General features: G+C 73.1%; 22 protein-coding genes. 13 read left to right on the top strand and 9 right to left on the bottom strand.

Annotation, left to right across the window (positions count from 1 at the left end):
• Positions 1-224: 224 nt before the first annotated feature.
• Positions 225-839, bottom strand: coding sequence for a type IV toxin-antitoxin system AbiEi family antitoxin domain-containing protein (locus Aiant_RS16035; RefSeq protein WP_189328737.1), 615 nt, complete (start codon positions 837-839; stop codon positions 225-227).
• Positions 840-1254: 415 nt separating this feature from the next.
• On the bottom strand, positions 1255-2739 hold the full coding sequence (locus Aiant_RS16030) for a glycoside hydrolase family 3 N-terminal domain-containing protein (protein ID WP_189328738.1): 1485 nt from the start codon (positions 2737-2739) through the stop codon (positions 1255-1257).
• 172 nt (positions 2740-2911) lie between these two features.
• Here Aiant_RS16030 and Aiant_RS16025 point away from each other — a divergent pair, with 172 nt between their 5' ends.
• The 3 genes from Aiant_RS16025 (at position 2912) to Aiant_RS16015 (ending at position 5915) form a co-directional block, all read left to right on the top strand.
• On the top strand, positions 2912-4090 hold the full coding sequence (locus Aiant_RS16025; RefSeq protein ID WP_189328739.1) for an ROK family transcriptional regulator: 1179 nt from the start codon (positions 2912-2914) through the stop codon (positions 4088-4090).
• A gap of 96 nt (positions 4091-4186) precedes the next feature.
• Entirely contained in the window at positions 4187-5011 is an 825-nt protein-coding gene (locus tag Aiant_RS16020) for an ABC transporter ATP-binding protein (protein ID WP_189328740.1), read from the top strand.
• Position 5012: 1 nt separating this feature from the next.
• Positions 5013-5915 (top strand): ribokinase, encoded by a 903-nt coding sequence (locus Aiant_RS16015; RefSeq protein WP_189328741.1) that lies wholly within the window; start codon positions 5013-5015, stop codon positions 5913-5915.
• Between the two features lie 3 nt (positions 5916-5918).
• On the opposite strand, the gene Aiant_RS46515 is transcribed toward Aiant_RS16015, so the two are convergent.
• The 4 genes from Aiant_RS46515 to Aiant_RS15995 are packed head-to-tail and all read right to left on the bottom strand — an operon-like array spanning position 5919 to position 8242.
• Positions 5919-6812: a methyl-accepting chemotaxis protein gene (locus Aiant_RS46515; protein WP_189328742.1), complete on the bottom strand. Its 894-nt coding sequence runs from the start codon at positions 6810-6812 to the stop codon at positions 5919-5921.
• A complete protein-coding gene (locus tag Aiant_RS16005; protein ID WP_189328743.1) occupies positions 6809-7351 on the bottom strand; it encodes a PAS domain-containing protein in 543 nt (180 codons plus the stop codon). The genes Aiant_RS46515 and Aiant_RS16005 overlap by 4 nt, the downstream gene beginning before the upstream one ends.
• Before the next feature lie 43 nt (positions 7352-7394).
• Complete coding sequence (locus Aiant_RS16000) at positions 7395-7763, bottom strand: DoxX family protein (protein WP_189328744.1); 369 nt, start codon at positions 7761-7763, stop codon at positions 7395-7397.
• Between the two features lie 17 nt (positions 7764-7780).
• Entirely contained in the window at positions 7781-8242 is a 462-nt protein-coding gene (locus Aiant_RS15995) for a DUF6232 family protein (RefSeq protein WP_189328745.1), read from the bottom strand.
• A 78-nt stretch (positions 8243-8320) separates the two neighbouring features.
• Here Aiant_RS15995 and Aiant_RS15990 point away from each other — a divergent pair, with 78 nt between their 5' ends.
• From Aiant_RS15990 to Aiant_RS15980, 3 genes are read left to right on the top strand one after another with little or no spacing between them, the layout of a single operon-like run.
• On the top strand, positions 8321-9094 hold the full coding sequence (locus Aiant_RS15990) for an enoyl-CoA hydratase/isomerase family protein (RefSeq protein ID WP_189328746.1): 774 nt from the start codon (positions 8321-8323) through the stop codon (positions 9092-9094).
• A gap of 41 nt (positions 9095-9135) precedes the next feature.
• Positions 9136-11553 carry an Hsp70 family protein gene (locus Aiant_RS45715; protein WP_229829835.1) on the top strand — a complete coding sequence of 806 codons (2418 nt, stop codon included), beginning with the start codon at positions 9136-9138 and terminating at the stop codon, positions 11551-11553.
• A 12-nt stretch (positions 11554-11565) separates the two neighbouring features.
• Entirely contained in the window at positions 11566-13173 is a 1608-nt protein-coding gene (locus Aiant_RS15980; protein ID WP_189328747.1) for an acetolactate synthase, read from the top strand.
• Between the two features lie 19 nt (positions 13174-13192).
• On the opposite strand, the gene Aiant_RS15975 is transcribed toward Aiant_RS15980, so the two are convergent.
• From Aiant_RS15975 to Aiant_RS15965, 3 genes are read right to left on the bottom strand one after another with little or no spacing between them, the layout of a single operon-like run.
• Positions 13193-13525 carry a PLDc N-terminal domain-containing protein gene (locus tag Aiant_RS15975; protein ID WP_189328748.1) on the bottom strand — a complete coding sequence of 111 codons (333 nt, stop codon included), beginning with the start codon at positions 13523-13525 and terminating at the stop codon, positions 13193-13195.
• A gap of 38 nt (positions 13526-13563) precedes the next feature.
• Positions 13564-13869: a DUF202 domain-containing protein gene (locus tag Aiant_RS15970; RefSeq protein WP_189328749.1), complete on the bottom strand. Its 306-nt coding sequence runs from the start codon at positions 13867-13869 to the stop codon at positions 13564-13566.
• The gene (locus Aiant_RS15965) at positions 13866-14252 is read right to left on the bottom strand and encodes a YidH family protein (protein ID WP_189328750.1); all 387 of its coding nucleotides are present in this window, start codon (positions 14250-14252) and stop codon (positions 13866-13868) included. Before Aiant_RS15965 ends, Aiant_RS15970 begins: the two co-directional genes overlap by 4 nt.
• 363 nt (positions 14253-14615) lie before the next feature.
• On the opposite strand from Aiant_RS15965, the gene Aiant_RS15960 reads away from it, so the two are divergent.
• The 7 genes from Aiant_RS15960 to Aiant_RS15930 all read left to right on the top strand — a co-directional run bounded on the left by Aiant_RS15960 (position 14616) and on the right by Aiant_RS15930 (position 24387).
• On the top strand, positions 14616-15395 hold the full coding sequence (locus tag Aiant_RS15960; protein ID WP_189328751.1) for an electron transfer flavoprotein subunit beta/FixA family protein: 780 nt from the start codon (positions 14616-14618) through the stop codon (positions 15393-15395).
• A 14-nt stretch (positions 15396-15409) separates the two neighbouring features.
• On the top strand, positions 15410-16342 hold the full coding sequence (locus Aiant_RS15955) for an electron transfer flavoprotein subunit alpha/FixB family protein (RefSeq protein ID WP_189328752.1): 933 nt from the start codon (positions 15410-15412) through the stop codon (positions 16340-16342).
• Between the two features lie 272 nt (positions 16343-16614).
• Complete coding sequence (locus Aiant_RS15950) at positions 16615-17790, top strand: cysteine desulfurase family protein (RefSeq protein ID WP_189328753.1); 1176 nt, start codon at positions 16615-16617, stop codon at positions 17788-17790.
• A 9-nt stretch (positions 17791-17799) separates the two neighbouring features.
• Positions 17800-18888: a tRNA 2-thiouridine(34) synthase MnmA gene (mnmA, locus tag Aiant_RS15945; RefSeq protein WP_189328754.1), complete on the top strand. Its 1089-nt coding sequence runs from the start codon at positions 17800-17802 to the stop codon at positions 18886-18888.
• Positions 18881-19876 (top strand): uroporphyrinogen decarboxylase/cobalamine-independent methonine synthase family protein, encoded by a 996-nt coding sequence (locus Aiant_RS15940; RefSeq protein WP_189328755.1) that lies wholly within the window; start codon positions 18881-18883, stop codon positions 19874-19876. The genes mnmA and Aiant_RS15940 overlap by 8 nt, the downstream gene beginning before the upstream one ends.
• Positions 19877-19936: 60 nt before the next feature.
• On the top strand, positions 19937-22228 hold the full coding sequence (ligA, locus tag Aiant_RS15935; protein WP_229829836.1) for an NAD-dependent DNA ligase LigA: 2292 nt from the start codon (positions 19937-19939) through the stop codon (positions 22226-22228).
• A gap of 134 nt (positions 22229-22362) precedes the next feature.
• Positions 22363-24387 (top strand): putative bifunctional diguanylate cyclase/phosphodiesterase, encoded by a 2025-nt coding sequence (locus Aiant_RS15930; protein WP_189328757.1) that lies wholly within the window; start codon positions 22363-22365, stop codon positions 24385-24387.
• Positions 24388-24400 lie beyond the last annotated feature (13 nt).

The raw sequence follows: 24400 nt of genomic DNA, 5'->3' as shown, positions 1-24400 counted from the left end.
CCCGGCCGACCGTGCCCGGGACTTGTCCCTGTCCCGGGCGGCCCGGCGCACGGAATACCGGGCCCGCCGGTTGCCGCCGGCAGTCCTTCTCGCTCCTTTCCCGAGACTTCCGGAACGGCCGCGGTACTTGTTGGGGGCGTATCAGCACCGCGGCGGCTTGCGCCTGCCGGTCACCGGCCGCTCCGACCGGAGCGGCCTCGCGCCGCCTTACGTCGACAGGCCGGTCACCGGGTCGGCGGCCATGACGGCAGCGGTGCGACGTGGCCATCGGCGGCGAGCCTGATCAGCGAACCAACCGCCTTGCGGCGGGGCAGGCGCGGGCGGGCCGCCAACGCCCGGGCCAGCCGCTCCGGGGTGGTCAGTTGGCGGGTGCAGGCGGTGGTGACCCAGCGCAGGGCGTCGGCCGGAACGCGGGCCGTCGCGGCGAGGTCCAGCACGGTCTCCTCGACGCGGGTCTGCGGAGGGAGCCGGAGCGGATCACGGCGGGCGGCGGCGTGCCGGGAGCGGTGCGTGACGATGCCGAGGATCGGGCTGATCCGCCGGAACTCCGGGATCAGCACGTGGATCGCGCCGCGGCCGGGTGCCGCCAGCCCGGCCTCCTCGGCGGCGGAGTGGCAGCACAGCATCGCCCCGGATCCGGCGTGCAGGACCGCGGCCCAGCGCCTCGCGCCTGGTGGCGGGCGGCCGGGGAAGGTCGCATAGATGCCGGGGATCATCCGCTGCCAGTGGCCGGACCGCAGGTGGCGGCGCACGGTCTCCGGACCGAGGCCGGCCTGGAGAGCCTGATCGCGGCTCACCACCCCGCGCTGGAGGTCGCTGATGTCGTCGAGCTGTGCCATGCCCGGAACTCTGCCGCCGCGAGGGGCCGGATGCCTCGGCCCCTGTGGACAGACGCGCAATGTGGATAACTCGTCCGCGGAAATTCGCGGGCGGAGACTCGGGGGTGTGCAGGAGATCGGTGCGCGAGCCGAGCGGCGCAAGAACGCGGACGGCCGGAGATGGTGGGGCGGAAGGCTGGTGGGCCGGGCTGCGGCGGACTGCTCCCGAAGTCCGCCGCGCCCGGCTCACCGTCTGCGTCGCGGGTCGCACACTTCCCTACGGCGAATCCCGCGACATCCCCAGATCCACCTGCGGACATGACGCTACGTGACTCACCCGGGGGCTGAGAAGTGCCGAGCGTGCGCTCTGCCCGTTCGTATGAGCCGATTTATCCACCGACTGCCCGATTTTTCCGGCATCGACTACACGGCGTGACTATGCCTCTGCGTTACGTTCGGTTACCAGGCCCAGGGCTTCGGCGGCGACCCGGCCGCTGGCCAGGCTCGCGCCGTGGGTGACCAGGAAGGCCTGGGCGCCCTCCGGCCGCCAGGACGAGGGCCAGCCCATCTCGACGACGGCGGCCGGCCAGGCGGCGGCCAGCTTCTCGGCGAGCTCGCGACTGGCGGCAGCCTGGTGGACCCGTCGCCCGACCAGCACGACGGGACGACCGGCGGCCCGCTCGATCAGCTCGTCGGCGGTGGTCTCGGCGGCCGGCACGTCGATCTGCTCGGCGCCGCCGAGGAACGGCCGCAGGCCCCACGGGACCTTGCCCTCGGCGATCGAGTACCCGCTGGAGAGTTGCACGACCAGCGGGCCGGCGACCGCGGCCGGGTCACCCTCGACGAGCAGCGCGCGCCGCGCCGCATGGATCCCGAGCTCGCCGGAGGCGACGGCGCCGTTCGCCGGGGCGGTGATCCGGGTGAGGGCGGCCCAGGAGGCGAGCTCGGCGTTGCGGGTGGCGGCCTGTTCCAGGCGGGTGGCGGCGAGGCGGCCGTCGTGGACCGCGGCGGCGATCTCGTCGGCGATGGCGAGGACCAGGTCCCGGTCCACGATCGCGCCGATGCACAGCAGGTCCGCGCCGGCGGCCAGGGCCAGGACGGCGGCCTGGGGGATGCCACCGGCCGCTCCCGCGGCGCCGCGCATCTCCAGGGCGTCGGTGACGATCACACCGGTGAATCCGTATTCGGCGCGGAGCAGGCCTTCGAGCGCGGCGCGGCTGAAGGTGGCCGGGCCGTCACCGGTCAGTTCGGGGACCCGGATGTGGGCGCTCATCACGGCCTTCGCGCCGGCCGCGACGGCGGCAGCGAACGGGGGCAGGTCGCGGGAGCGCAGCACCTCGACGGGGGCGTCGACGGTGGGCAGCTCCAGGTGGGAGTCGGTGACCGTGGCGCCGTGGCCGGGGAAGTGCTTGGCGCAGGCCGCCACGCCGGCCGACTGGAGGCCCTCGATCGCGGCGCCGGTGTGCCGGGCGACCAGGGCCGGGTCCGCGCCGAACGAGCGGGTGCCGATGATCGGGTTCTCGGCGGCGGTGTTCACGTCGACGGTCGGCGCCAGGTCCAGGTTGATGCCGGCGGCGGCCAGGTCGTGGCCCATCGCGGTGTACACCTGGCGGGTGAGATCCGGGTCGTCTACCGCCCCGAGAGCGGAATTTCCGGGGTACGGGCTGCCGGTGCGGTGACCCAGCCGGGTGACGTCGCCGCCCTCCTCGTCGATCGCGATCAGGGCGTCCGGGCGCGCGGATCGCAATTTCGCGGTCAAACGGGCCAGTTGCGCGGGATCCTCGACATTGGTGCCGAACAGGGTGTGCCCGGCCAGCCCGTCGGCGAGCAGGTCGAGTGCCCAGCCCGGCGCGGAGGCGCCGGGGAAGGCGGCGAGGAGGGTGCGCAGGGCGAGCCGGCGAAGCCCGGGGTCGATGGCCATGGTGTCCTCTCGATGACGCGGCTCTGGCCACCGGTGGCGGCGAGCTGCCATGATCGCTCGGAGTCGATAGCCACCGTACGGACGAGCAACATTGCCGACCGTTACGCTGCGGCTGCGTGTCGAGCGCCGACACTGTAACAGGAAAGAATCTTTAGTATTAGGGGAACGAGCCATGGCCGCCACTCGCCTTCCGGGCACACCCCGGTTGCTGCGTGCACTCAACGACCGCGCGGCGCTGGACCTGCTGCTCACCCGAGGTCCCCTGACCCGGGCCCAGCTCGGCGAGCTGACCGGCCTCAGCAAGGTCACCGCCTCCCAGCTGGTGGAGCGGCTGGAGGAGCGCGGCCTGGTCCGCCGGGTCGGTGAGCAGGCCGGCGGCCGTGGGCCGAACGCGCAGCTGTACGCGGTGACCCCGAGCAGCGCGCACGTGATCGGCGTCGAGGTCGGCCCGGACACCGTGGCCGCCGCCTGCGCGGACATCACCGGCGCCGTGATCGGCCGCGCCGAGCTGAGCACCAAGGACACCGACGACCCGGTCGGCGTGGTGCACCAGGCGGTGGTCCAGGCGGCGAGTGACGCCGGGACCGACATCACGTCGGTACGCCGGGTGGTGCTCGGTACCCCGGGTCTGGTCGACCCGCAGTCCGGTGAGATCTCGTTCGCCTGGGACCTGCCGCGCTGGCATCGTGGCCTGCTCGCCGACCTGCGCCGTGACCTGAGCACCCCGGTCGTCTTCGGCAACGACGTGAACCTGGCCGCCGTCGCCGAGCAGAGCACCGGTGCGGCCACCGGCGTGTCCGATTTCGCCCTGGTCTGGATCGGTCGTGGTGTCGGTCTGGCCAGCGTGATCAACGGCCGGCTGCACCAGGGCGCGACCGGCGCGGCCGGTGAGATCGGTTACCTCCCGGTGGGTGGCGCCGACGTGCCGCACAACGCCTCGAAACGGGGGGTGAAGGGCGCCTTCCAGACCCTGGCCGCGGCCGAGGCCGTCAAGGCGATCGGGAAGCAGTACGGGTTCCGGGGCGCCGAGGCCGCCGACGTGGTGCGCGCCGCAGTCGCCGCCGGTTCGGCCGGGGAGCCGGTCCTCGACGAACTGGCCCGCCGCCTCGCCCTCGGTGTCGCGGCCACCTGCCTGGTGCTCGACCCGCCGCTGGTGGTGCTGGCCGGCGAGGTGGGCCGGGCCGGTGGGCCGGCGCTGGCCGAGCGGGTGGAGCGCGAGGTCGCCGAGATCACCCTGGTCTCGCCGCGGGTCGTGGTGACCGGCGTGAACACCGATCCGGTGCTGTTCGGCGCCCTGCACACCGCCCTGGACGCGGTCCGCGACGAGGTCTTCGGGTCCACCACGGACTGACGGCGGCGCGCGCGGCGGGGTCGCCGGAGGCGCGGCGTGGACACGCCGGGTGAGCGGCGGCACGCCGACGGATCGGTGGAGTGGGTACATGGTTGGATGGACGGCGTGGTTGAGGCTGCCGTAACCGTTCCGCCCGACGAGGACACCGTCATCGCGTTCGACCGCGTCAGCGTCGTCCGTGGTGGGAATCACCTGATCAACAGTTTGTCCTGGCAGGTCGAGCTGGACGAGCGATGGGTGGTGCTGGGGCCGAACGGCGCCGGCAAGACCACCCTGCTCAACATCGCGTCCGGCCGGCTGCACCCGACCCGCGGTCAGGCGTGGGTGCTGGGTGAGCGGCTGGGCCGGGTCGACGTCAACGAGTTGCGGACCCGGGTCGGGATCACCACCGGACGGCTGGCCGACCGGATCCCGCCGGACGAGAAGGTGCTCGACGTCGTGGTCACCGCCGCCTGGTCGGTGGTCGGCCGGTGGCGCGAGGAGTACGACCCGCAGGACGTGGCCCGGGCCCGGCAGCTGCTCGCCCAACTGGGGATGAGCAACTTCCTGGACCGGGAGTTCGGCACGCTCTCCGAGGGTGAGCGCAAGCGCACCCAGATCGCCCGCGCGCTGATGACCGACCCGGAGCTGATGCTGCTCGACGAGCCGACGGCCGGACTCGACCTGGGCGGCCGGGAGGTGCTGATCGGGCACCTGACCGAGCTGGCCCTGGACCCGGACGCGCCGGCCATGGTGCTCGTCACGCACCACGTCGAGGAGATCCCGCCGGGCTTCACGCACGGGCTGCTGCTGCGTGAGGGCAGTGTGGTCGCGGCCGGTCTGCTCGGCGAGGTGATGACCGCGGAGAACCTGACGAAAACGTTCGGCCTGCCGCTGGTCGTGGACCGGTTCGGCGACCGGTACACGGCGCGGGCCGCCTGAGATGTCCGCTTCGGGACGCGCGAAGATCGCTGTCGTCGGCAGCGCCAACATGGACCTGGTCGGGCTGGCGGAGAAGCTGCCCCGGCCCGGGGAGACCGTGCTCGGCGACGACTTCGTGATGACCCCGGGCGGTAAGGGCGCCAATCAGGCGATCGCGGCGGCGCGGGCCGGTGGCGACACGACGTTCCTGGGCGCGATCGGGTCTGACGCGTTCGGGGTGACGCTCGGTTCCCGCCTGGCCGCCACCGGGGTGGACACCACCCACCTGCGGACCAGTTACGGGTCCTCGGGCGTTGCGGTGATCATGGTGGACCGGGCGGGGGAGAACTCGATCCTGGTCAGCCCGGGGGCCAACCGGAGTTTCCTCGACCTCACCGACGAGGAGCGGGCCTGCGTCGCCGGCGCCGACGTGCTGCTCTGCCAGCAGGAGATCCCGCTGGCCACGGTGGCGGCGGCGCTGACCGCGGGCCGGGCCGCGGGCACCCGTACGGTGCTGAACGCCGCGCCCGCCATGGACCTGCCGCCCGGCCTGCTCGACCAGGTCGACCTGCTGGTGGTGAACGAGACCGAGGCGCGGGCCATCACCGGAGGATCAGCTTCGGACATGGCGGCGCTGCTGGCCCTGGTGCCCCGGGTGGTGCTGACACTCAGCGGCGCGGGTTCCCGATACGCCGACCGCGAGGGCCGCGACGAGCAGGTCCCCGCCTATCGGGTCGAGGTCGCCGACACCACCGCCGCCGGCGACGCCTTCACCGGTGCGCTCGCCGTCGCCTGGGCCGAGGGCCGCGACCTCATCGAGGCCGTGCGCTGGGCAAACGCCGCCGGAGCTGCCTGCGTCCGCAAGGTCGGCGCCAGCAACGCCCTCCCGTCCCGCGACGAGATCGACGCGATCTTCCGGGGTTGATCCTCAGGATTGGCGGGCGGTCGTCAGGAAACGCGTCACCTCGGCGCGCAACACCTCGGCCAGCTGGGACAATCCGGTGGTGCCGGCGGCGCCGCCGCCGTCCACCGCGACCGCGATCCCGTCGATCAGGTTGTTGATCTCACGGAAGCTGCGGCTCACCGCCTCCAGCACGCCGACCGCGTCGGCCGCGGCCTGCTGCACCGTGTTGACCTGGCCCATGATCTCCTCACTGGACGCGCTGGTCTCGTTCGCGAGGGTCTTCACCTCGTTCGCCACCACGGTGAAGCCGCGGCCCGCCTCGCCGGCCCGCGCCGCCTCGATGGTCGCGTTGAGCGCCAGCAGCCGGGTCTGCGAGGCCACCTGGTTGATCAGGTCGACCGCGTGCCGGATCTCCTCGGACGCGGTGCGCAGCGAGGTGACCGTGCCGAGCCCGCGCTCGGCGTCGGCGACCGCGCCGCGGGCGAAGGTGGCCAGGCCGTTCGCCGACGCGCCCATCTCGGTGGCCGCGGTCGCCACCTGTTCGGAAACGGTCAGCACGGCGGACTCCAGCTCGTCGGCCAGCGCGTGCCGGGCCCGGGTCGCCTCGGCGATCTGGTCGGCGTTGCGGCGCATCGCGCTGACCGACTCGTTGATCTGCTCGGCGGCCAGCCGGAACGTGCCCTGCAACCCGGTGGTCAGGAAGCGCCGGTAGAAGCGGCCGTCGGCGGCCGCGGCGGAGGCGGCGCCGGCCTCCCGGGCGAACGCGTCCAGCCGGTCCAGCAGGCCGTTCAGCGCGGTCCGGGCGGCCTGCGCGGACTCGCTCTCGCCGATCGGGGCGAGCCGGGCCTCGAAGTCGCCGGCGGTCATCCGCCGGCAGGTCTCCGTGATCACGGCCAGCGGGTCGTCGGCCGCCCTCATCGACCACCGCCGTTGGTCAGCGACCAGACCAACTCGTCGTACTCCATGCCGCGCTCGGCGAGGATGTCCTGGAGCGCCTGGTGACCGGCCGCGACGGCGTCCGGGGTGTGATCGTGGCGAGACTCGGCGGCGCGGACCTTCGCGTACAGATCGCTGATCGCGGCGACCGCGGCCGGGGCCGGGCGACGCCGGTTGGAGTGGTAACCGACCACCCGGCCGCCGGCGTCGTAACTGGGCGTGACGTGCGCCAGGACCCAGTAGTGCGCGCCGTCGGCGGCCAGGTTCAGCACGTAGGCGAAGATCTCCCGCTGCTCCCCGAGCGCGTCCCAGAGCAGCTTGAACACGCCGCGGGGCATGTCCGGATGCCGGATCAGGTTGTGCGGCTGCCCGACCGCCTCGGCCTCGGTGAGCGCCGAGACGCGCAGGAAGACGTCGTTGGCGTAGGTGATCACGCCACGCGGATCGGTCTTGGTGACGATCATCTCGTGGTCACCGAAGGTGCGCTCGATCCCGGTGGGCCGTATCCGCGTCGCTCTCATGGTGATTCGATCGTGCCGAATGCGGACGGCCTTTTCGGTGGAATCAGCGAGATACCCGCAGGGCCCAGGCGATCAGCGGGGCCTGCAACGGGAGGCGGCCGAACGCGATCGCGCGCTTGGCGGGCGAGGCGTGCCGCCAGTCCCAGGCCATCTTGACGTTCGCCGGGAAGACGCCGGCGAACAGCGCGGCGGCGGCAAGACCGCCGATCCGCCGGGTGCGGGGATGCGCGACGGCCGCGGCCACTGCCAATTCGGCGACACCACTGAGGTACGTCCATTGCCGCGCCGACCCGGGCAACGACTTCGGCACGATCGCGTCGAACGGCTTCGGCGCCACGAAATGCAGTACGCCCGTGGTGGCGAGCAACCCGGCCAATGCCGCGGCATCCTTGTTCGAACGGGCACTGTTCATCCGGGCACTCTAACCAGTCAGCGGCGCACCGCCGGCTCCATGGCCCGTTGCAGCGCGCGGTAGATCCGGCCGAACCGCTGCGCGTTCGTGGTCCGCAGCAGCAGCACCTCGCCGCCGCGCACCCGGCCCCAGATCTCGATGGTCCGGCTGCCCTGGTCGTATGACCGGTCGACCCGCTCCAGCATCAGGTCGGCGACCGGCACCACGGCCAGCCCGATCAGCACCCCGCCGATCACCATCGCGATCGTGTGCGAGAGATCGATGCGTAGCGCCAGCGCCAGCCCGACGGCGAGCGCGCCGACCAGCAGCGGCAGCAGAATGGTGAGCCCGAAGGCACCCCGCTTGGCGATCACCGACCAGGACCGGGCGCCCTTGGTGTGCCACACCTGGATCAGCTCGGGCAGGCGGAAGTCGCGGCCGTTCATATGGATCCCGGACGAAGTGATCAGCACGTCCGGGTCCCGGTAGTACGTGGTCATCTGTCCTCCCCAGGGGACCCAATCTAGTCGGTACCCGTCGTAGGCTGGCTGCGAAACGGCAACCAACGGAGGTTCGGCGTGGGCGAGTTCGTACGGCTGGAGATCGCGGACGGGATCGGGACGATCCGGCTCGAACGACCCCCGATGAACGCGCTGAACACCCAGGTGCAGGAGGAGTTGCGGGCGGCGGCGACGGCCGCGGCCGGCGATCCCGCGGTGCGTGCCGTGGTGGTCTGGGGCGGGGCGAAGGTGTTCGCCGCCGGCGCCGACATCACCGAGTTCACGACAGTCAGCTATCAGCACATGGTGGGCCGGGCCGCGGCGCTCTCCGGGGCGTTCGACGCGGTCGCCCGGATCCCCAAGCCGGTGGTGGCCGCGATCACCGGGTTCGCCCTGGGCGGCGGCTGCGAGCTGGCCCTGGCCTGCGACTGGCGGGTGGTGGCCGAGGACGCCAAGCTCGGCCAGCCGGAGATCAAGCTGGGCATCATCCCGGGCGCCGGCGGCACCCAGCGGCTGGCCCGCCTGGTCGGCCCGGCCCGGGCCAAGGAGCTGATCTTCTCCGGCCGGATGGTGACCGCGGCCGAGGCGGAGCGGATCGGGCTCGCCGACCGGGTGGTCCCGGCCGACCGGGTGTACGAGACGGCTGTCGAGCTGGTCCAGCCCTACGTGACCGGGCCCGCCCTCGCGCTGCGCGCCGCCAAGCAGGCCATCGACGCCGGGCTCAGCATGGACCTGGCGGCCGGCCTGGCGCTGGAGTCGCACCTGTTCGCCGGACTGTTCGCCACCGACGATCGGGTGGAGGGCACCACCGCTTTCGTCGAGAAGCGGAAGCCGAAGTTCACCGGACAGTGACGGTGGCCCTACCTGTCACAGGCACCGCCTAGACTTCGCTCATGTCCATCGACCAGGGTGGTCCGAAGTACGCCCTCGGCATCGACTTCGGCACCTCCAACACCGTCGCCGTCGCGCGGTGGCCGGATGGGCGCGCGCGGCCGATCCTGGTCGACGGCTCGCCCCTGCTGCCGTCCGCCGTCTTCGCGGACGCCGCGGGCAGCCTGCTGGTCGGGCGGGACGCGGTGCACAGTGCCCGCCTGGAGCCCGCCCGTTTCGAGCCGAACCCGAAACGCCGGGTCGACGACGGCCTGGTCCTGCTCGGCGAGCGGGAGTTCGACGTCGTGGACCTGATCACCGCGGTGCTCGCCCGGGTGGTCGAGGAGTGGCATCGCGCCGTCGGGCCGTATCGGCCGGAGACCACGCTCACCTGCCCCGCGACCTGGGGCGCCACCCGGCGCACCCTGCTGGCCGAGGCGGCCGCCCGGGCCGGGCTGTCCGGCGCCCGGCTGGTCGCCGAGCCGGTCGCGGCGGCCACCTACTTCGCCGAGGTGCTCGGGCGGGACGTGCCGATCGGCTCGGTGCTGATGGTGCACGACTTCGGAGCCGGCACCTTCGACGCCAGCCTGGTCTCGCGGACCGCCACCGGCTTCGAGGTGCTCGCCGTCGACGGGCGGGACGACCTGGGCGGCCTGGACGTGGACGCGGCGCTGGTCGAGCACATGCAGTCGGACGCCTGGCAGCGGCTGCTGGAGCCGTCCACGGTCGAGGAGCGCCGCGCCCGCCGGCAGCTCTGGGACGACGTGCGGATCGCCAAGGAGCGGCTGTCCCGGGCGCAGTCCGCCGACTTCGTGGTGCCGCTGCTGGACACCGAGGTGCACCTGACCCGGGACGAGCTGGAGCAGGTCGCCCGGCCGGTGCTGGAGCAGACCGTCCGGATCACGCGGAACCTGCTGACGTTCGCGGACCTGCCGGCCGGGCGGCTGGCCGGGGTGTTCCTGGTCGGCGGGGCCAGCCGGATCCCGTTGGTGGCGACGCTGCTGCACCGGGAGCTGGGGGAGCCGCCGGTGGTGATCGAGCAGCCGGAGCTGGTGGTGGCCGAGGGGAGCATCCTGGCCGGGGCGGCGTTGCTGGCGTCGGAGCCGGCGGCGCCCGGACCGACGGCCGAGTTGCGGCTGCCGTCGCGGTCGTTGCCGGAGTTCGGTGGGCCGGCGATGCCGGTGGCGTCCGAGTTCAGCGAGCTCACGACGCCTGCGGTGCGGGACTTCAGCGGGCCGGCGCCGGTGGTGCGGGACTTCAGTGAGCCGACGACGCCGCCGCCGGTCGGCGCATCCGGCAGGTCCGATAAATCGGACCTTCCGATCATGACCCAGCCGGTTGAGGCGCAATCGATCCCGGAGGCGGCCGGCTCGGCGCTGACGGCCGGAGGCCAGGGGGCTGCTGCCGGCCCGCCGCCCGCACGGCTCCCGGGCACGTCTGCCCAGGCGTCCGGCGGGTCTGCCGGATCGCCGGCCGCGCAGGCGCCGGGTGCTGCTGCCGGGTCGCTGGCCGCACAGGCGCCGGGCGCTACTGCCGGGTTGCCGGCCGCGCAGGCGCCGGGTGCTGCTGCCGGGTCGTTGCCCGCCCAGGCGCCGAGGGCTGCTGGGGGGTCGTCGGCCGCGCAGGTATCAGGGGCTGCTGCCGGGGCGTCGGGCGCTATTGCCGGGTCACTGCCCGCCCAGGCGCCGGGTGGTGCCGGTTCGCTGCCTGCGCGGGTGCCGGGTGCCGCAGCCGGTTCGTTGCCGCCCCGCGTGCCGGGTGCGGCCGCCGGACCGCTGCCGGAGTCCGGGGACGAGCCGTCCGGCCGCCGCCCGCTCGATCGGGCCGCCGCCCCGGCGACATCGCAGGGCAAGACCGCCCGTGAGCCCGACGTGGACAACCGGGAGACCGAGATCCGTCCGGAGCTCGTGGTCCCCCCGCACATGCGCCCACCGGTCGACCCGTGGCCGGACGCCGAGCCCCCGCACTGGCGGCACGACCCGGACGCCACGATGCCGACCAGTCCGCCGCAGCACGAGGTGCGCACTCCCGGCGTACGCAAAAATCAACCCGCACCGAAAGCGGCCCCGTCGCGGCCGGCGAACCCGGTGGTGGCGCATGCCCGGCCGGTCTCTCCGGTGACCGGGCAGGCGCGCCCGGTGTCCGGGCGGGCCGTGGTCGCCGCGCCGCGCCCGCCGAGCGTGCCCCAGCAGCAGCCGAGGAAGGCTCCCAAGCCGGCCCGGCCGAAGCAAGCCGAGCAGAAGCGGCAGCCGGCGCCGAAGCCGAAGCGGCGCAAGAGCCGGCTGCTCCGCTTCTTCCAGGTGCTGCTCAGCCTGCTGACGATGATCTGTGTACCGATCGCCGCGCTGATCGTGGCCTACGGGTACGGGGATCCGGGCAAGAGCTGGAAACAGGACGCCGTCGAGGTGTTCAAGCAGATCGTGAGCCTGGTGCATCCGTAGACGGAGGGCGAGATGCCGATCGAGGGGCACGGCGGGGAGCTGGCGCTGGCGGCGCTCCGGGCGTTCGGGGTGACCGAGATGTTCACCCTCTCCGGCGGTCACGTCTTCCCGCTCTACGCGGCCGCCCACGAGTCCGGGTTCGGCCTCTACGACGTGCGGCACGAGCAGTCCGCGGTCTTCGCCGCCGAGGCGGTGGCCAAGCTGCGACGCCGGCCGGGCCTGGCCGTGCTCACCGCCGGTCCCGGGGTGACCAACGGCATCTCCGGCCTGACCAGCGCCCACTTCAACGGCTCGCCGGTGCTGGTGCTGGGCGGGCGGGCACCCGCCTTCCGCTGGGGCGCGGGCAGCCTCCAGGAGCTCGACCACGTCCCGCTGGTCGCCCCGGTCACCAAGTACGCCGCCACGGTCACCGACTGCGCCGAGATCCCCGGTCAGATCGGCGCGGCCCTGACCGCCGCGCTCACCCCGCACCGCGGCCCGGCCTTCCTGGATCTGCCGCTCGACGTGATCTTCTCCACCTCGGCGGCGGCCGACCCGGGCGTCCCGGCCGTGCCGGTCCTGGAGCCCGATCCGGACGAGGTGACCCGCGCGGCCGTGTTGCTGCGGGACGCGGATCGCCCGGTGATCGTGGCCGGCTCGGACGTCTGGACCGGTGACGCGATCGCCGAGCTGCGGGCCGCCGCGGAGGCGTTGCGGGTCCCGGTCTTCACCAACGGGATGGGTCGCGGCGCGCTCCCGCCCGGGCATCCGCTCGCCTTCGCCCGGGCCCGCCGGGTCGCCCTCGGCCAGGCCGACGTGGTCGCCGTGGTGGGCACCCCGCTGGACTTCCGGCTGGGCTTCGGCGACTTCGGGGCGGCCCGGGTGGTGCACGTCGTCGACTCGGCCGAGCAGCGTGCGACACATGTCACTCCGGCGGTCTCGCCGGTCGGCGACCTCCGGGTGATTCTGCGCGGGCTGGCCGCGACGACCGGTGATCACGAGGAGTGGATCGCCGGGTTGCGGGTGGCCGAGGACGCCGCCCGGTTCCGCGACGTCGAGCTGATGGCCGCCGAGAGCGACCCGATCAAGCCGGCCCGGATCTACGGCGAGCTGCGCAAGGTTCTCGCGCCGGACGCGGTGACGATCGGGGACGGCGGGGACTTCGTCTCGTACGCCGGGCGGTTCCTGGAGCCGGCCCAGCCCGGGACCTGGCTCGACCCGGGTCCGTACGGCTGCCTGGGCACCGGCCTGGGCTACGCGATGGGGGCCCGGGTCACCTACCCCGGCAGGCAGATCTGCGTGCTGCTGGGCGACGGCGCCGCCGGGTTCTCCCTGATGGACGTGGAGTCACTGGTCCGGCAGGGGCTGCCGGTGGTGCTGGTGGTCGGCAACAACGGGATGTGGGGGCTGGAGAAGCACCCGATGCGGGCCATGTACGGCTTCGACGTGGCGGCCGATCTCCAGCCGGGGATCCGGTACGACGAGGTGGTCCGGGCGCTGGGCGGCGCGGGGGAGACGGTGGCGAAGGCGTCCGAGGTCGGGCCGGCGCTGCGGCGGGCCTTCGACGCCGGGGTCCCCTATCTGGTCAACGTGCTGACCGATCCGGCCGACGCCTACCCGCGCAGCTCCGTGCTGGCCTGATCGCGCGATCTGCACAAAGTTACTGCTGTTGCTCGTCGTCGTGACGCAGCTCGCGCTCCCACTGGGCGAGCAGCTCCCGCTCCCGCCGGGACTGCTCGGTGTCCATCGAGCGTAGGAAGTCCGGGTCGTCGTCCGGCGAGGACGGCCGGGTGGCCGGGCGCCGGGCGGCCGGGCTCGCCGGGCGGCCCCACAGGAAATACGCGATCGGCCCGGCCAGCGGGATCAGCACGACGACCAGGACCCAGAGCAGCCGCGGCATGCCACGCACGCGATCCGCCGACAGGCAGGCGATGAGCGCCAGGATCAGCAGGACGAGCGCGACCGCGGCCAAGAAGATGAACAACCGGACCATGGGGCAATGATGCCCCGCCCGACGCCCTCCGGCGACGATCAGAGCATGACAACCAGCCCGCCGAGGACCGCGAGAGCCGCGGTGATCAGCGCGTAGGCCCTGATCGAGCGGGGCGCGGGCCGGGGTGGACGGGCTCGCAGGCCGGGTGCGCGGTGCAGGGCGAGGGCCGCCAGGGCCGCCCAGCCGCCCAGCGCGGCGCCGGCGATCAGCCACTCGGCCGGGCCGGCGCCGGGATGGACGGCCGGGCGGGCGGCGAGCAGGGCGACCGCGGCGGCGGACAGGCCGGTGCGCCGCCAGGCCAGGCGGGTGCGCTCCGGCGAGGCCCCGGGGTCGCGGGTGGTCACGCGACGACCCGGTACAGCACCGCGGCGACCAGCAGCACCGCTCCGATCGCCACGGTGATCGCCAGGACCGCCGGGAACCGGGAGCGGGGCAGGTCGATGCCGAGCCGCATGGCCCGCTCGGCCCGGGCCCAGTGATCCACCGCACGTAGCGCGACCACGCCGCCGAGCACCAGCAGCGCGATCGCGATGATCTCTCGTAACCGGGCGATCGGCAGCGGCGGCAGGAACTGGGCACAGGCCAGTCCGCCGGCGATCAGCGCGAGCCCGGTGCGGATCCAGGCCAGGAAGGTCCGTTCGTTGGCCAGCGAGAACCGATAGTCCGGTGTGGTGCCCTCGGTATGGGCGCTCTCCGGGTCGAACCACTGTCGCAGGCCACCGAACACTCGCCGATTATTGACCGGACGGGTCAAGAAGGTGGTGCCAGAGATTGCGTACTTCGTCACTCACGCAGGTCTCCCGTAGCTGGCCACAGCGGCACCACGGAGAGTCGGGATCGGATCGGCCGTGGGCGTGCGGCTCCGCTTCCCCTCGGTTTGCGAGAGGATGGGTGCCGGTCAGGTTAACCGTGCCGGACATGTCATGAAACCTCCTGCGGCAGATGCTAGTGAGGTGTGTCACTCTGGGTGGCCGGCAACAGCAAAGCTACTGGCGGGTAACCTTTCTGACATGTCCGCGGCCAGGCAAGGCCGGCCGACGGACCGGCTCGATCGCAACGGTGCGTTCAATACAGGAGGGTCAATAGCGCGATGAACATCGTCGTACTGGTGAAGCAGGTGCCCGACTCCGGTGCCGAGCGCACCCTGAGCGCGAGCGACAACACCGTCGAGCGTGGCTCGGCGAGCAACGTCATCAACGAGATGGACGAGTACGCCATCGAGGAGGCGTTGAAGATCAAGGAGGCGCACGGCGGCGAGGTGACCGTGCTGACGGTCGGCCCGTCCGGCGCGACCGAGTCGATCCGCAAGGCGCTCTCCATGGGCCCCGACAAGGCCGTCCACGTGCAGGACGACGCCCTGCACGGCTCCTGCGCGGTGGCCACCTCCAAGGTGCTCGCCGCCGCCCTCGGCCGGCTGAACGCCGACCTGATCCTGTGTGGCGCCGAGTCCACCGACGGCCGCGTGCAGGTCGTCCCGCACATGCTGGCCGAGCGCCTCGGCGTGGCCGCGCTGACCGGCGCGCGCAAGCTCACCGTGGACGGCGCGCAGCTGACCATCGAGCGGCAGACCGACGAGGGCTACGAGGTGGTCACCGCCGCGACCCCGGCGATCGTCAGCGTCTGGGACACCATCAACGAGCCGCGGTACCCGTCCTTCAAGGGCATCATGGCCGCCAAGAAGAAGCCGCTGGAGAGCCTGTCCCTGGCCGACCTCGGCGTCTCCGCCGACGAGGTCGGCTCGGCCGGCGCCACCAGCGCCGTGCTCGAGTGGTCGAAGCGTCCGGCCCGCTCCGGCGGCGCGAAGGTCACCGACGAGGGCACCGGCGGCGAGCAGCTCGTCGCGTACCTCGCCACCGAGAAGTTCGTCTGAGAAGGGGTCTCGTCATGGCTGAAGTACTCGTTGTCGTCGAGGCCGGCGTCAAGAAGGTCACGCTCGAGATGCTGACCATCGCTCGCGGGCTCGGCGAGGTGTCCGCCGTCGTGTTCGGCGAGGCCGACCAGGCCAAGCTCGCCGAGTTCGGTGCGGCGAAGATCTACACCGCGTCCGGCGCGGACGTGGAGGACCACGGGGCCGCCCCCAAGGCCACCGCGATCGCCGAGCTGGTCAAGAACGTGCAGCCCGCCGCCGTGCTGCTCGCCTCCACCCAGGAGGGCAAGGAGATCGCCGGTCGTCTGGCGGTCAAGCTGGACAACGGCCTGCTGACCGACGCGGTCGACCTGGCCGCCGACGGCACCGCCACCCAGGTCGTCTTCGCCGGCTCCACGATCGTCAAGTCCAAGGTCACCAAGGGCCTGCCGATCGTCACCATCCGGCCGAACTCGACCACCCCGGTCGCCGCGCCGGCCACTCCGGCCGTCGAGGCGCTCACCGTCGCGGTCAGCGACTCGGACAAGCTGGCCACCGTCACGCAGCGGGTCGCCGAGCAGAAGGGCTCGCGTCCCGAGCTCACCGAGGCCGGCATCGTCGTCTCCGGTGGCCGCGGCGTCGGCAACGCCGACAACTTCAAGCTGGTCGAGGAGCTCGCCGACCTGCTCGGCGGCGCGGTCGGCGCGTCCCGCGCGGCGGTCGACTCGGGCTACTACCCGCACCAGTTCCAGGTCGGCCAGACCGGCAAGACCGTCTCCCCGCAGCTCTACGTCGCGCTCGGCATCTCCGGCGCGATCCAGCACCGGGCCGGCATGCAGACCTCGAAGACGATCGTCGCGGTCAACAAGGACCCCGAGGCCCCGATCTTCGAGCTCGCCGACTTCGGCGTGGTCGGCGACCTGTTCAAGGTCGTCCCGCAGGCCGCGGACGAGATCCGCAAGCGCAAGTAAGGCAGTCCCTGGTCACGGCCCGGCGGTTCTCCGCCGGGCCGTTCGGCGTTTTTCGGTACGCCCGGGGCCGCGCGCGGGTTTCGGTGACCACCCGCGGAGAATGAAGGGTGCGGCGATCGTTATGGACGCGCCAGCGGCCAGATCGCCGTGCCCGGCCCGCGCGGGAGCGTGCGATCCGTACCCGAGCGGACGCGCGTAAATGAAGATCTTGATGGTGCTCGCGGGGTGGGCGTGGATGCTTGTTTCGAGCAGCACATTCTAGAGTGGGAAAAATGGCCTACCTCGATCACGCGGCGACCACGCCGATGCTCTCCGCCGCGCTGGACGCCTACGCGGCCGCGGCCCGGGAGATCGGCAACCCGTCCTCCCTGCACGCGGCCGGTCGTGGCGCCCGCCGGATGGTCGAGGAGTCCCGCGAGCGGATCGCCGCGGTGATCGGCGCCCGGCCCTCCGAGGTGGTCTTCACCGGCGGCGGGACCGAGGCGGACAACCTGGCCACCAAGGGCGTCTTCTGGGCCCGCCGGGACGCCGACCCGGCGCTGCGCCGGGTGGTGGCCTCGGCGGTGGAGCATCACGCGGTGCTGGACGCGGTCGACTGGCTGGGGCGGCACGAGGGCGCCGAGGTGGCGTATCTGCCGGTGGACGGCGCCGGCCGGGTCGATGCGGCCGGGTTCGCCGAGCTGGTGCGCGCGCACGGCGAGGAGATCGCCGTGGTCAGTGTGCAGTGGGCGAACAACGAGGTGGGCACGGTGCAGCCGGTCGCCGAGCTGGCCGCGATCGCGGCGGGCGCGGGCATCCCGTTCCACACCGACGCGGTGCAGGCGGTCGGGCAGGTGCCGGTCGACTTCGCGGACAGCGGCGTGGCCGCGCTCACCCTGACCGGGCACAAGCTGGGCGGCCCGGTCGGTGTCGGCGCGCTGGTGCTGGGCCGCGACGTGGCCTGCACCCCCCTGCTGCACGGCGGCGGGCAGGAGCGCGACGTGCGGTCCGGGACGCTGGACACCCCGGGCGTGGTGGCGTTCGCGGTCGCGGTCGAGACGACCGTGCGGGCCCGGCTGGAGTACGCGGACCGGGTCGCGGCGCTGCGCGACGAGCTGGTCCGGCGGGTGCTCGCGGCGATCCCGGACGCGATCTACAACGGTGATCCGGACCACCGGCTGCCCGGCAACGCGCACTTCTCCTTCCCCGGCTGCGAGGGTGACGCCCTGCTGCTGCTCCTGGACGCGCAGGGGATCTACTGCTCGACCGGCTCGGCCTGCTCGGCCGGGGTGGCGCAGCCCAGCCACGTGCTGCTGGCGATGGGCGCGGACGACGCCCGGGCGCGCTCGTCGCTGCGCTTCTCGCTCGGCCACGACAGCACCGAGGCGGACCTGGACGCGCTGCTCGGCGCGCTGCCCGGCGCGGTCGAGCGCGCCCGCCGGGCCGGTGCCTGGAAGACCCCCAGATAGGCTGGGGGCATGCGAGTTCTTGCGGCCATGTCCGGTGGTGTCGACTCCGCGGTCGCCGCCGCCCGGGCCAAGGAGGCCGGGCACGACGTCACCGGTGTGCACCTGGCGCTGGCCCGTAATCCACAGACCTACCGCACCGGCGCCCGCGGGTGCTGCACGCTGGAGGACTCGCGGGACGCGCGGCGCGCCGCCGACGTGATCGGCATCCCGTTCTACGTGTGGGACATGGCCGACGAGTTCCACGAGAGTGTGGTCGACGACTTCGTCGAGGAGTACGCGGCCGGCCGCACGCCGAACCCGTGCCTGCGCTGCAACGAGAAGATCAAGTTCGCCGCGGTGCTGGACCGGGCGGTGGCTCTCGGGTTCGACGCGGTGGTCACCGGGCACCACGCCCGGCTCGGCGCCGACGGGTTGCTGCGCCGCAGCGTCGACCTGGCCAAGGACCAGTCCTATGTGCTGGCCGTGCTGACCCGCGAGCAGCTGGACCGGGCGATGTTCCCGCTCGGCGACTGGACGAAGGAGCGGGTGCGCGCCGAGGCCGCCGCCCGGGGCCTGGCCGTCGCGGACAAGCCCGACTCGCACGACATCTGCTTCATCGCCGACGGTGACACCCGGGGGTTCCTCCAGGGGCGGCTCGGGTCGGCGCCCGGTGACATCGTGGACGGGCGGACCGGGGCGAAACTGGGGACCCACAACGGGGCCTACGGGTTCACCATCGGTCAGCGGAAGGGGCTTGACCTGCGAGTTCCGGCCGCCGACGGCCGTCCGCGCTACGTGCTTTCCATCACTCCCGTGACGAATACGGTGACGGTGGGCCCGCGCGAGGACCTCGAGGTGGACACGGTGGAGGCGGCTCGGCCGATCTGGCACGAGGATGCGGCAGATGTCCGTTGCGAGGTTCAGCTCCGGGCGCACGGCGAGGTGGTGCCGGCGTCCGTGACGGTGTCGTCCTCGGGCTTGACCGCGATCCTGGAGACTCCGGCCCGCGGCGTCGCTCCGGGGCAGGCCATCGTCGCCTACAAGCCGGATCCGGACGGCGACATCGTGCTCGGCTCGGCCACCATCACCGCCGGCACCCGGGCGTCGGCCCATGCCTGACTTCCCCTGGCCGGCCGGGGCGGCCAGCGGTATCGGCTCGCTGCCCGGCACCGACATCGCCGAGGCCCAGCGGATCGTCTTCGGCGAGCTGCCCGATCTGCCCCACCTCCCGGAGCTGCCGGAGCGCGGCCCGGGGGCGGACATCATCGGCCGCGGCGCCGGGTTCCTGGTCGAGCTGCCGGTTCAGCTCTACGCCGGCCGCTGGCAGGTGGCCGGTCGGCCGGGCAAGGACCTGCGGCGTACGGCCGACCTGCTGGAACGTGACCTCGACCAGCTCACCGAGCAGGGCGACGGCTTCACCGGCACCGTCAAGATCCAGGCGGCCGGGCCGTGGACCCTGGCGGCCTCGATCGACCTGCCGATCGGCGGGCGGCTGCTGCGCGACCCGGGCGCGGTCCGGGACCTCACCGACTCGCTCGCCGAGGGGCTGCACCGGCACGTCGCCGACGTGCGCAAACGGCTGCCCGGCGCGACCGTGCTGTTGCAGCTGGACGAGCCGTCGCTGCCGGCCGTGCTGGCCGGGCAGGTGCCGACCGAGAGCGGGCTGAGCGCGTACAAGGCGGTGGACGGGCCGGACGCCGCGGCCCGGCTGCGGACCGTGACCGAGGCGGTCGGCGCCCCGGTCGTGGTGCACTGCTGCGCGCCGGACCTGCCGCTCCAGGTGATCCGGGACGCCAAAGCCGCCGCCGCGGCCTTCGACCTCTCGCTGATCAAGGACCTGGACCCGATCGGCGAGGCGATCGAGGCGGACCTGGGCCTGTTCGTCGGCGCCGCGCCGACCCGGCCGGTGGGCGGCAAGCGGCCCGAGTCCAAGCAGATCGCGGAGCGGGTGCAGAAGCTCTGGCAGCGCCTCGGTTTCCCGGCCGCGCGGCTGCCCCGGCAGGTCGTCGTCACGCCGGCCTGTGGGCTCGCCGGGGCGACTCCGGGTTACGTGCGAGCGCTGCTGAAGGCGTGTCACGAGGCGGGTCGCCGGATCTCCGAGGTGTGAGCCCGAAATTGTCGGGGGTGGCGACTACCGTGCCTCGTAGGTTGTCGAGACACGGAGGTTGTGGTGACGTCACCGAGCGCCGAGGCCAGCGCCCGACACGCGGAGCTCGCCGAGGAGATCCGCGATCATCAGTATCACTACTACGTGCTCGACGCGCCGACCATCTCCGACGGTGAGTTCGACCGGCTCCTGCGCGAGTTGGAGGCGCTGGAGACCGAGTTCCCCGAGCTGCGGACGCCGGACTCCCCGACGCAGAACGTGGGCGGCACGTTCTCCACGGATTTCACCACGGTCCCGCACCTCGAGCGGATGATGTCGCTGGACAACGTCTTCAGCCTCGACGAGCTCGACGCGTGGGCCGAGCGGACGGTCCGGGACGCCGGCGGGCCGGTCCCGTTCCTGTGCGAGCTGAAGGTCGACGGCCTGGCGATCAACCTGCTCTATGAGAAAGGCAAGCTGGTCCGCGGCCTGACCCGCGGTGACGGGCGCAGCGGTGAGGACGTGACGCCCAACGTGCGGACGATCCGTGAGATCCCGGAGCGGCTGGCCGGCGACGACGTGCCCGACCTGATCGAGGTCCGCGGCGAGATCTACTTCCCGGCCGAGGCGTTCGCCGATCTCAACGCGACGCTCGTCGAGCAGGGCAAGGCCCCGTTCGCGAATCCGCGGAACGCCGCCGCCGGCAGCCTCCGGCAGAAGGATCCCCGGGTCACCGCGTCCCGGGGCCTGCGCATGGTGGTGCACGGCATCGGCGCCCGCGAGGGCTTCAGCCCGGCCTCGCAGTCGCACGCGTACGAGGCCCTGCGGTCCTGGGGCCTGCCCACCAGCACCCGGTGGAAACTGTTCGACGACATGGCCGGCGTCCGCGAGTTCATCGACTATTACGGCGAGCACCGGCACGACGTCGAGCACGAGATCGACGGCGTGGTGGTCAAGGTGGACGCCGTGGCGATCCAGGGCCGGCTCGGCTCGACCAGCCGGGCGCCGCGCTGGGCCATCGCGTTCAAGTATCCGCCCGAGGAGGTCACCACCAAGCTCCTCGACATCGCGGTGAACGTGGGGCGCACCGGCCGCGTCACGCCGTACGCGATCGTGGAGAAGGTGAAGGTCGCCGGTTCCGAGGTGTCGCAGGCGACCCTGCACAACGCGCAGGAGGTGGCCCGCAAAGGCGTGCTGATCGGCGACACCGTGGTGCTGCGCAAGGCCGGTGACGTGATCCCGGAGATCCTCGGGCCGGTGATCGACCTGCGGCCGGCCGACGCCCGGGCGTTCGTGATGCCGACCGAGTGCCCGTCCTGCGGCACGCCGCTGGCGCCGGCCAAGGAGGGCGACGTCGACATCCGCTGCCCGAACAGCGAGTCCTGCCCGGGTCAACTGCTCGAGCGCCTGGCCACGCTGGCCGGCCGGAGCGTGCTGGACATCGAGGTGCTGGGTTACAAGGCGGCGAAAGCGCTGCTCGACTCCGGGGTGCTGCACAACGAGGGCGACCTGTTCACGCTGACCGAGGAGGACCTGCAGCGGGTTCCGTTCTTCGTCAACAAGAGCGGGAAACTCAGCACCAACGCCGGCAAGATGCTCGCCTCGCTGGAGGAGGCGAAGACGCGCCCGTTCGCGCGGGTGCTGGTGGCGCTGTCGATCCGGCACGTGGGACCGACGGCGGCCGAGGCGCTGGCGCTGGAGTACGGGTCGATGGAGGCGCTGGAGGCGGAGCTGGCGCGCACGGCCGCTGACCCGGAGGCGGTGGCCGCCTCGGCGGAGGCCGCCCAGCTGGCGGAGGCGGCGGGGGACGACGAGGCGTCGGATGCGGAGGCCTTGGGGGACGGCGGCGAGGCGGCGGGTGCCGGGGACGGCGGCGAGGCGGCGGGTGCCGGGGACGGCGGGCCGGCTTCGGAGGCCGTGGTGGCGGCGAAGCGGAAGGCCAAGGCGGTCGATCCGATCGCGGCGGTGGACGGGGTCGGGCCGATCATCGCGGACAGCCTGCGGGAGTGGTTCACCGTGCCGTGGCACCGGGAGATCGTTCGCAAGTGGCGTGCGGCCGGCGTGCGGATGGCCGACGAGCGGGCGGAGAGCGGCCCGCGCCCGCTGGAGGGCCTGACCGTGGTGGTCACCGGCACCCTGGCCGGCTTCACCCGGGACCAGGCGGCCGAGGCGGTCACCTCCCGTGGTGGCAAGGTGAGCGGCTCGGTCTCGAAGAAGACCGGTTTCGTGGTGGTCGGCGACAACCCGGGCAGCAAGTACGACAAGGCGATCAGCCTCAAGGTGCCGGTCCTCGACGAGGCCGGCTTCACCGTCCTGCTCACCGAGGGCCCGGACGCGGCCCGGGCGGTCGCGGAGGTGGCGCCGGAAGGGTGACCTCCCCCGAATGGGTGAAATGGGGGGTTGGTATCTTATGCCGTTTCAATAACGGGTAAGCGGTTTCACGGCATTCGCACCATGTGGATCTATGGTGTAGGCGATCGGTGATCGAGGCCAGTCGTGGAGGTCGCATGGATGCCGTTCGCCCGCTTACGGCTGCCTCCGGGCCCCGGCGACGGCGTGCGCTGATCGTCACCACGGGTCTGACCGTGGCCGCCGACCTGGCGCTCTGGGCGGCCGCACCGGGGACGTTCCGTGCGCTGCCCCCGGCGTACTGGATCATGGCGGTCCTCGCCGTGGTCGCCGACGCCCGGCCGCAGCCGCTGCCCGGGCGGCGGGCCAGCCGGGTGATCCTGCCGTCCATCTGCTTCACCTTCGCGATCGCCCTCGCCTGGGGTTTCGTGCCGGCGCTGGCGGTGCAGCTGGTGGCCGTGACGGTCGCCGGGGTGCGGATGCGCCACCCGGTGCCCCGCACGATCCACCTGGCCGTGCAGCACGCCGCCGGGCTGGGCGCCGCGTCGATCGTGGCCGGGCTGATCGCCTGGCGGATGGATCCCCGCCCCGATCTCCGGGACGCGGCGCTGACCTGCGCCGCGGCGGCCGCCTGGATCGCGGCGCGCTACACGGTGGCGGCGGTGGTGGGGCGGTGGGCCTCGGAACGGCGTACCCGTCATCGGCGCCGCGCCCGCGCGGACCTGATGGCGACCGCGGCCCTGCTGCTGCTCGCCCCGGTCCTGCTGGTCGCCGCGCGGGTCAGCCCGGCCCTGCTGCCGATGGCCCTGCTGGCCCTGCACGCCGTGCACCGGATGGTCCGCTGGGCCGGCGAGTCCGAGCGGGCCACCCGGGTCGACCCGCTCACCGGCCTGCCCAACCGGCGCGCCCTGCAGTCCACCATGTCCGAACGCGGCCCGGACCGGCAGCGCGCCCTGCTCCTGCTCGACCTGGACCGGTTCCGCACGGTCAACGACGCGCTCGGCCACGGCGCCGGCGACCGCCTGCTGGCCCGGGTCGCCGACCGGCTGACCGCCGCGGTGCCCCGGCACGACCTGGTGGTCCGGCTCGGCGGCGACGAGTTCGCGGTGCTCGCCACCCGGGTCGAGGGCGCCGCCTCGGCCCGCCGGATCGCCGAGCACCTGTCCGAGGCGCTGAGCCGCCCGTTCCCGCTGGACGGCACCCCGGTCGAGCTGACCGCCTCGATCGGGATCGCGCTCCAGTCCGGCCGGCGCGACGGCGCCACCCTGCTGCGCGAGGCCGAGTCCGCGATGTACGAGGCGAAGCAGCGCGGCGACCAGGTCGCGGTGCACGGCCCGGATGCGCCGCACACCTCCCCGGACCGTCTCGCCCTGCTCGCCGACCTGCGCGCGGCGCTCCGGCGCGACCCGCCCGACGACGGGATAGTGCTCTACTACCAGCCGCAGATCGCCATCGCGACCGGCGAGGTGGTCGGGGTGGAGGCGCTGCTGCGCTGGCGGCACCCGAAACGCGGCCTGGTCGGGCCGGAGGAACTGCTCCGGGTGGCCGAGCCGACGCCGGTGATGCGGCTGCTCACGGCCCGGGTGCTGGACGAGGTGGTGGCCCAGCTGGCGGCTTGGCGTACCGGAGGAAGGCCGTTGCGGGCAGCGGTCAACGTGTCGGCCCGCGATCTGCACGCCGGAGACATCGCCGACCGGGTCGGCGAGTTGTTGCGGGAGTACGAGGTGCCCGCGGACCTGCTCCAGCTGGAGATCACCGAGAGCGCGCTGATGGCCGACCCGCACCGGGTGCTGGACACGATCACCCGGCTGGACCGGATGGGCGTGGCGATCTCGCTGGACGACTTCGGCACCGGGTACTCGTCGTTGCAGCACCTGCGCCGGCTGCCGCTCGCCGAGGTGAAGATCGACCGCTCGTTCGTGCTGGGCATGGCCGACGACCCGGGCGACGCCGCGATCGTCCGGTCGGTGATCGGGCTGGCCGAGTCGCTCGGCCTGCGCGCGGTCGCCGAGGGGGTGGAGGACGAGCTGACCTGGCGGCTGCTCGCGGCGGCCGGCTGCCACGCCGCGCAGGGCTGGTTCCACGCCCGGCCGATGCCCGCTCCGGAGCTCGCCGAGTGGCTTTCCCGGTACCGGCCGATCCGGCCCGGGGTTCTTCGCGGCCCGTGGATCCCGGCGAAATAGACTCTGGGTTTGC

The organism is Actinoplanes ianthinogenes, assembly GCF_018324205.1.
GTDB lineage: Bacteria > Actinomycetota > Actinomycetes > Mycobacteriales > Micromonosporaceae > Actinoplanes > Actinoplanes ianthinogenes.
This window is presented reverse-complemented; position numbering and strand designations above follow the sequence as displayed.

Excerpts from the sequence above, each read along its gene's own strand:
- Aiant_RS16025 (WP_189328739.1), top strand. The coding sequence starts at position 2,912 with ATGGCCGCCACTCGCCTTCCGGGCACACCCCGGTTGCTGCGTGCACTC.
- Aiant_RS16030 (WP_189328738.1), bottom strand. The coding sequence starts at position 2,739 with ATGGCCATCGACCCCGGGCTTCGCCGGCTCGCCCTGCGCACCCTCCTC.
- Aiant_RS16015 (WP_189328741.1), top strand. The coding sequence starts at position 5,013 with ATGTCCGCTTCGGGACGCGCGAAGATCGCTGTCGTCGGCAGCGCCAAC.
- Aiant_RS15955 (WP_189328752.1), top strand. The coding sequence starts at position 15,410 with ATGGCTGAAGTACTCGTTGTCGTCGAGGCCGGCGTCAAGAAGGTCACG.
- Aiant_RS15960 (WP_189328751.1), top strand. The coding sequence starts at position 14,616 with ATGAACATCGTCGTACTGGTGAAGCAGGTGCCCGACTCCGGTGCCGAG.
- Aiant_RS15940 (WP_189328755.1), top strand. The coding sequence starts at position 18,881 with ATGCCTGACTTCCCCTGGCCGGCCGGGGCGGCCAGCGGTATCGGCTCG.
- Aiant_RS15930 (WP_189328757.1), top strand. The coding sequence starts at position 22,363 with ATGGATGCCGTTCGCCCGCTTACGGCTGCCTCCGGGCCCCGGCGACGG.
- Aiant_RS15975 (WP_189328748.1), bottom strand. The coding sequence starts at position 13,525 with ATGGTCCGGTTGTTCATCTTCTTGGCCGCGGTCGCGCTCGTCCTGCTG.
- Aiant_RS16000 (WP_189328744.1), bottom strand. The coding sequence starts at position 7,763 with ATGAACAGTGCCCGTTCGAACAAGGATGCCGCGGCATTGGCCGGGTTG.
- Aiant_RS46515 (WP_189328742.1), bottom strand. The coding sequence starts at position 6,812 with ATGAGGGCGGCCGACGACCCGCTGGCCGTGATCACGGAGACCTGCCGG.
- Aiant_RS15995 (WP_189328745.1), bottom strand. The coding sequence starts at position 8,242 with ATGACCACGTACTACCGGGACCCGGACGTGCTGATCACTTCGTCCGGG.
- Aiant_RS15950 (WP_189328753.1), top strand. The coding sequence starts at position 16,615 with ATGGCCTACCTCGATCACGCGGCGACCACGCCGATGCTCTCCGCCGCG.
- Aiant_RS16035 (WP_189328737.1), bottom strand. The coding sequence starts at position 839 with ATGGCACAGCTCGACGACATCAGCGACCTCCAGCGCGGGGTGGTGAGC.
- mnmA (WP_189328754.1), top strand. The coding sequence starts at position 17,800 with ATGCGAGTTCTTGCGGCCATGTCCGGTGGTGTCGACTCCGCGGTCGCC.
- Aiant_RS16020 (WP_189328740.1), top strand. The coding sequence starts at position 4,187 with ATGGACGGCGTGGTTGAGGCTGCCGTAACCGTTCCGCCCGACGAGGAC.
- Aiant_RS45715 (WP_229829835.1), top strand. The coding sequence starts at position 9,136 with ATGTCCATCGACCAGGGTGGTCCGAAGTACGCCCTCGGCATCGACTTC.
- Aiant_RS15980 (WP_189328747.1), top strand. The coding sequence starts at position 11,566 with ATGCCGATCGAGGGGCACGGCGGGGAGCTGGCGCTGGCGGCGCTCCGG.
- Aiant_RS16005 (WP_189328743.1), bottom strand. The coding sequence starts at position 7,351 with ATGAGAGCGACGCGGATACGGCCCACCGGGATCGAGCGCACCTTCGGT.